At 64.7% G+C, this 6,554-nt stretch carries 5 protein-coding genes; 2 read left to right on the forward strand and 3 right to left on the reverse strand.

Going from position 1 to position 6,554, the window contains the following annotated elements; translation table 11 throughout:
* Nucleotides 1–633 (forward strand): glucoamylase family protein (locus EOA86_RS17085; RefSeq protein ID WP_281035667.1); only part of this gene is annotated, 633 nt, incomplete at its 5' end.
* A 136-nt stretch (nucleotides 634–769) separates the two neighbouring features.
* Here the strand turns inward: EOA86_RS17085 and EOA86_RS17090 are convergent.
* Nucleotides 770–2,206: an aldehyde dehydrogenase family protein gene (locus EOA86_RS17090; RefSeq protein WP_206630051.1), complete on the reverse strand. Its 1,437-nt coding sequence runs from the start codon at nucleotides 2,204–2,206 to the stop codon at nucleotides 770–772.
* 175 nt (nucleotides 2,207–2,381) lie between these two features.
* Here EOA86_RS17090 and EOA86_RS17095 point away from each other — a divergent pair, with 175 nt between their 5' ends.
* The gene (locus EOA86_RS17095) at nucleotides 2,382–3,413 is read left to right on the forward strand and encodes a hydroxyacid dehydrogenase (RefSeq protein WP_128342721.1); all 1,032 of its coding nucleotides are present in this window, start codon (nucleotides 2,382–2,384) and stop codon (nucleotides 3,411–3,413) included.
* 28 nt (nucleotides 3,414–3,441) lie between these two features.
* Here EOA86_RS17095 and EOA86_RS17100 read toward each other — a convergent pair whose 3' ends face one another.
* Both EOA86_RS17100 and EOA86_RS17105 read right to left on the reverse strand, forming a co-directional pair.
* Nucleotides 3,442–3,927 (reverse strand): hypothetical protein, encoded by a 486-nt coding sequence (locus tag EOA86_RS17100; RefSeq protein WP_127211539.1) that lies wholly within the window; start codon nucleotides 3,925–3,927, stop codon nucleotides 3,442–3,444.
* Between the two features lie 103 nt (nucleotides 3,928–4,030).
* Nucleotides 4,031–6,554: molybdopterin-dependent oxidoreductase (locus tag EOA86_RS17105; protein ID WP_128342723.1), on the reverse strand; the 2,524-nt coding region annotated here is incomplete at its 5' end.

The raw sequence follows: 6,554 nt of genomic DNA on the forward strand, positions 1-6,554 counted from the left end.
ATGCACCAGTTCTCGCATGCCTGGATTGACTTCGACGGCATCCGGGATGCGTTCATGCGGGAGAAGAACTCGGACTATTTCGAAAACAGCCGCCGCGCGACCTACCTTCATCGGGATTATGCGCGGCACAACCCCTCTGGCTACGACGGCTACGGCGAAGGACTTTGGGGCCTTTCGGCGGGTGACGGGCCCGGCAACTTCCGCGCGAAGATCGAGCGGCGACCGCGCAAATTTTCCGGCTACGCGGCGCGCGGCGCACCGTTCGGCCCGGACGACGGAACGATAGCGCCGTGGTCGTATCTCGCATCGCTGCCCTTCGCGCCGGAAATCTGCCTGCCGGCGCTGCGCCACCTCAGAGAACGCCACCCTGAGGTGGTCGACAGTTTCAGGGTGCCGAGCGGTTTCAACCCCACGCTGGCGAACCGGCGGAAGTTCGGGCCGAGCGGCTGGATATCGGATGCGCATTACGGACTGGACCAGGGTATCGTCGTGCTGATGATCGAAAACCACCGCTCGCGCCTGATCTGGGACCTGATGCGGTCGAGCCCGCATATCCGTCGCGGCCTGTGCAAGGCCGGGTTCAGCGGCGGCTGGCTATCGGAGCCGGCGGACCCTAAGGACCGTGCTGAATGACGGCTACCGCCCAGCTGTCGCTGTCGTGTCGACAATAAGATGTTCGCCCTTCCCAGCAACTCGCGCTTGCTGGGAAGGGAGTCACTGGCCTGCTCGCATGTTCGATTTCATTTGGCCCGGCAAGTAACCGGCATGATTAGCCGGCGAACGTGTAGGCGGTCTTCACTGTGGTGTAGAACTCCGCCGCGTAGCGGCCCTGCTCGCGCGGGCCGTAGCTCGATCCCTTGCGGCCGCCGAAAGGAACATGGAAATCGACGCCCGCCGTCGGCAGATTGACCATCACCATGCCGGCCTCCGAGTTGCGCTTGAAATGCGTGGCGTGCTTGAGGCTCGACGTGCAGATGCCCGACGTCAGCCCGAACGGCGTGTCGTTGGCCACCGCCAGCGCCTCGTCATAGTCCTTGACGCGGATGACGTTGGCCACAGGCCCGAAGATCTCCTCGCGCGAGATGCGCATGGCGTTGGTGGCTTGCGTAAACAGCGCCGGTTGCAGGTAGAAGCCGCGGGTTTCGCGATCGAGCCGCTCGCCACCGAAGGCCAGATCGGCGCCTTCCTGGCGGCCGATGGCGATATAGTCTTCGTCCTGTTTCAACTGGCTCTGGTCGACCACCGGTCCGATCTGGGTTTTGGCATCGAGAGCGTCGCCGACGGCCAGCTTGCCCAGGCGATCTTTCATCGCGTCGACGAAGCGGTCATGGATGCCGTCCGTCACCACCAAGCGGGACGATGCCGTGCAGCGCTGGCCGGTCGAGAAGTATGCGCCATTGATCGCGCAGTCGACGGCGACCGCAAGATCTGCATCGTCGAGCACGACAAGCGGGTTCTTGCCGCCCATTTCGAGCTGGAACTTGCGCATGTGCTCTACGCTGGCGGCAGCCACGCGCTTGCCGGTGCCGACCGAGCCGGTGAAGGTGATGGCATTGAGGTCAGGGCTGTCGAGCATGGCCTGGCCGACCACCGAACCCTTGCCCATGACGAGATTGAGCACGCCCTTCGGCAGGCCGGCGCGGTGCAGGATGTCGACAATGGTCCAGGCGCTCTCCGGAACCAACTCGGCCGGTTTGAAGACGATGGTGTTGCCGTAGGCCAGGGCAGGAGCGATTTTCCACGCCGGAATGGCGATCGGGAAATTCCACGGCGTGATGATGCCGACGACGCCGACCGCCTCCCGCGTGATTTCGACACCGACGCCGGGCCGCACGCTTGGAACCAGCTCGCCAGACAGGCGCAGCGTCTCACCAGCAAAGAAGTCGAAGATCTGGGCGGCCCGCACGGTCTCGCCAATGCCCTCGACCAGCGTCTTGCCTTCTTCGCGCGCCAACGCCCGGCCGATTTCATCTTTACGCGCGGTGATCTCGTCCGACGCCTTCCTCAGCACCGCATGGCGTGCCAGCAGGCCCGATCGGGACCAAGCCGGAAATGCCGCTTTCGCCGCCGCGATGGCCTGCCGGGCCTGCTCGGCGTCCCCAGACGCATACTCGCCGACCACATCGTCGAGATTGGACGGGTTGATGTTGCGGGAGCCGGCGTCGCCCACCCACTCGCCATCGATGAGGTTCTTTCGAAACGGGATCATGTCGCTGTCTTCCTTGTCGTCCTTCGATTGCTGTCTATCTGGACCACCGGCCGCCACACCGCAAGGCCGCCAGCGGCAAAGTTCTCTTGCTCGACAGGCATGTGCTAGGTGTCGAGGCGGTAAAAGTTGATTCTAGTGTTGTGCGACGCGGATCGCACCGGGAGGAACCGCCATGTCCGACAGCGTGTTGCCGCTGGTGATCAGCGCGCCCGAGCCGCGCACGCTCGACCTGATTTTCACGTCCGAGGCACTGGCGAGATTCCGCGCCAAATATCGTATCGTCGAATCGTCGCCAGAAGGCGTCGCGGCCCTGCCGGCCGACGTGCTCGCCGAGGCGCGCTACATCGTCGGCCAGCCGCCGATCGCGCCGGAGACGCTCGACAAGATGCGAACACTGTGCTGCGTCTTCAATGTCGAGAGCAACCTCATCAACAACATGCCGTATGAGACGCTTTTTTCGCGCGGCATCCATGTTGTTACCACCGGCCTGGTCTTTGCCGAGCCGGTGGCCGAGCTCGGCCTCGCCATGGCGCTCAACCTCGCCCGCGACATCGTCGACGCTGACCTCGCGTTTCGTGAGGGCAAGGAGCTGTGGGGCGGCGACGGCAACCGGAAGGCGCGGCTTCTGTCCGGTGCTGATGTCGGTATCATCGGCTTTGGCGATCTCGGCCGTGCGCTCAACCGGCTGCTGTTAGGCTTTCGCACGCGGACCAGGGTATTCGATCCGTGGCTGCCGCCGTCGATCCTCATCGAGAACGGCGTCGAGCCGGCTACGCTCGACAGGGTTCTGTCGACCAGCGATTTCGTCTTCGTCGTCGCTTCGGTGACCAGCGAAAACCAAGGGTTTCTCGGCGCTGACGCCTTTGCCAGAATGCGCACTGGAGCCGCGTTCATCCTGCTCAGCCGTGCCGGTGTGGTCGATTTTCCGGCGCTGATGGAGGCCGTTCGCAGCGGCCACATCGTCGCCGCCAGCGACGTGTTTCCGGAAGAGCCGCTGGCGCAGGATCATCCCGTGCGCACGCTGCCCGGCTTCCTGCGTTCCGCCCACCGGGCCGGCGCGCTCGACATCGCTTTCAAGCGCATGGGCGACATGGTGCTGGAGGACATGGACCTGATCGACCGCGGCCTGCCGCCGATGCGTTCGAAGCGGGCCGAACGCGAGACCGTTTCGCGGATGCGTTCGAAGCCAGTCGACAAGAACTGAGCCGCAAGCCAGCGCCTGCATCGGTTTCTCAGATGGCGAACGACCAGAACAGGCAGGCCAGTGTCGCAGCGGCGAAGACGACGAAGAATAGGCTTCTCAGCAGGATATTGCGGCGCAACTCGTTCATGAAGAGATGGCATCCGACGACTGCTGCGACAAGCAGGAAGCGCCAGTTCAGCAGCGCCGGCAAGATGTTGCCCCGATCGAAAGCCCACCTGGCAGCGAGACAGCCAATGATGGCCGCGAACAACACGATGACTGTCCAGAAGATCGCATCCGCGGCGTTCGTCAGGACGGCGCTGGCGGCTCTGATCGGCAGGATCATCATGAGCAGCGCGCTGAAGAAGTAGACTGATGCAAGCGGGATAAACGTTCCGGCATCGGCGACGTCGTCCAGGCGTTTTGCGCCGATCGCACCATAAGGATAGCCATGCCTGGCCACTGCCAGGCTGAGCGCCATCAGCAAAGCCGTCAATATGGCGACCAATGCGAATGAAGTGAGGGCTTTGCTCATAAGGGTCCTGTTCGGAACGAATCGAATAAGGACGTTGGTAGCCCATGGTTTGTAAATTGCTGGTAAGCGTCGAGGCCCGGCGTGACAGAGTTTCTCGACGCCCTCACTCCGCCGCTTGAAGGCGCCGCGCCTCAATGATGGTCCTGATCTCGGCGCGGCAGGAGCCGCAGTTGGTGCCGGCATGCAGGGTGGCGCCGATCGCCTCGACGCTGGTGCAGCCGCCGCGTACCGCCTCCGCGATCTGATTGGCGCCGACCCCGAAACAGGAGCAGACGACGGCGCCACGATCGACGGTATTGCCGCCCGGCCGCCCGGCTACGATCGCCAGCCGCCCGCGCCGATCGGCATGGTCCGCACTCAACTGCTCCACCGCCCAGCTGCGCGACACCGCGACCGGCTTGGGCGCAAGATAGAGCGCGCCAGTCAGCCGGCTGCCGGCGAAGCGGGCAAAGCGATAGTGCCCGCCGGCGACATCATGATAGGCGAGCGTCTCGCCTTGCGCGTCCGCGCCAAAAAGCGAAGCTGCGAAAACCGGCCAATCCCGGCCAGCTTCCAGTGCAAGCTCGAGGCGCCAGCCGGCGGCGCAACGGGCGAGGCTCCAATAGTCGGCGTCGATCAAGCCCGGCCGTTGGGCAAGCACGGCGAAGCCGAAGGCGGCGGCAGCAAAGCGTTCCACGCGGGCGGCAATATTCTTCGAGGCCGGCTGGCCTGAAATCGCATCGGTGATGGGTGCCACCAGCGCATCGACGCGAGCACGCGCTGAGAACTGGTCCGTCCAGTGCATCGGCACGAAGACTGATCCCGGGCGCTGCCGCGCTGTCACCAGCGCGCGAACCAGCACCTCGCCGTGCCCAGTGGAGACGCGCACGATGTTGGCATCGCCGATGGCGAAGTGCTGCGCATCCAGCGGATGGATTTCGGCGAAGGGCTCGGCCATGTGCTGCGACAGCCGCTGGCTCTTGCCGGTCCGCGTCATGGTGTGCCAATGGTCGCGAACCCGCCCGGTGTTGAGGATCAGCGGATAGTCCGGGCTGGTGCGGTTGTGTGCAGTCGGGTGGATGGCGATGAAACGCGCCTTGCGGTCGGGCGTGTAGTAGCCGCCATTGGCGAAGAAGCGGATACCCTCCCCCTTGAGGGGAGGGTCGGCGAGCGAGCTTTGCGCAGCAAGGCGAGAGAGCCGGGGTGGGGTCGGAGAGGCTCCACCGACCCCACCCCGTCCCGCTTGTTTCGCTTCGCTCAACGCGCGCGCCCACCCTCCCCTCGAGGGGGAGGGTGAGGCCGGTTCTGGCCATTGGAATGGCGCCAACTCCTCGTAGGTCTCCGCGTCAACACCGGCGTACGCGCCTATATCAAAATCGCGGGCGCCGTGATTCTCGAAGGCCGACAGCGCTGCATGTTCAGCGAAAATCGCGGCCGGCGACGCATACGAAAACGCCTCGGCAATCCCCATCCGCTTGGCCACTTCCGCGATGATCCACCAATCGGCCCTTGCCTCGCCGGGCACCGGCAAAAAGGCGCGTTGGCGCGAGATGCGGCGCTCCGAATTGGTTACGCTGCCGTCCTTCTCGCCCCATGCGGCGGCGGGCAGCCGGACATGGGCGTGGCGGACCGTGTCGGTCATGGCCAGCACGTCCGACACCACGACAAAAGGGCAGGCCTTGATCGCCGCCTCGACGGCATCGGCATCCGGCATCGAATCGACCGGGTTGGTCGCCATGATCCACAGCGCCCGGATACGCCCGTCGGCCACCGCCTGGAACATCTCGACCGCCTTCAAGCCGGGTTTTTCGGCGATGGCCGGCGCGCTCCAGAAGCGCTGCACGCGGCTGCGGTGTTCGGGGTTTTCGATCTCCATATGGGCGGCCAGCATGTTGGCCAGGCCGCCAACCTCGCGGCCGCCCATGGCGTTGGGCTGGCCGGTCACCGAAAACGGCCCGGTGCCGGGCTTGCCGATGCGGCCGGTGGCGAGATGGCAATTGATGATGGCGTTGACCTTGTCGGTGCCCGAGGACGACTGGTTCACGCCCTGGCTATAGACGGTCACCGTTTTCGCCGTCGCGGCAAACAGGCTGTAGAAGCGGACAAGCTCGTCCTCGCCGAGGCCCGTGGCAGCGGCGATGCCGGCAAGGTCGAGCGAGGAAGCGGCAATCGCGCCTTCGAAGCCCGTGGTATGTGCAGCGATATAGGCGCGGTCCAGAGCGTCATTTTTGCCAAGATAGGCGAGCAGGCCGGTGAACAGCGCGACGTCGCCATCGGCCGCGATCGCCAGATGCATGTCGGCGATACCGGCGGTCATCGTGCGGCGCGGATCGATCAGCGCCACCTTCATCTCGGGCCGTTTTTCCCGGGCCGCGGCAACGCGCTGGTAGAGCACCGGGTGGCACCAGCCGAGATTGGAGCCGACCAGCACGATCAGATCGGCAAGTTCCAGATCCTCGTAACTGCCCGGCACGGTGTCGGCGCCGAAGGCGCGGCGATGGCCGGCAACCGACGAAGCCATGCACAGGCGCGAATTGGTGTCGATATTGGCAGAGCCGATGAAGCCTTTCATCAGTTTGTTGGCGACATAATAGTCCTCGGTCAGCAACTGGCCGGAAACGTAGAAGGCGACCGCGTCGGGGCCGTGC

Source organism: Mesorhizobium sp. M5C.F.Ca.IN.020.32.2.1, from assembly GCF_004023105.1.
GTDB classification, from domain to species: Bacteria; Pseudomonadota; Alphaproteobacteria; order Rhizobiales; family Rhizobiaceae; genus Mesorhizobium; species Mesorhizobium wenxiniae.

Bases quoted from the DNA above. Each gene is read 5' to 3' on its own strand.
- EOA86_RS17100 (WP_127211539.1), bottom strand. From the start codon at position 3,927: ATGAGCAAAGCCCTCACTTCATTCGCATTGGTCGCCATATTGACGGCT.
- EOA86_RS17095 (WP_128342721.1), top strand. From the start codon at position 2,382: ATGTCCGACAGCGTGTTGCCGCTGGTGATCAGCGCGCCCGAGCCGCGC.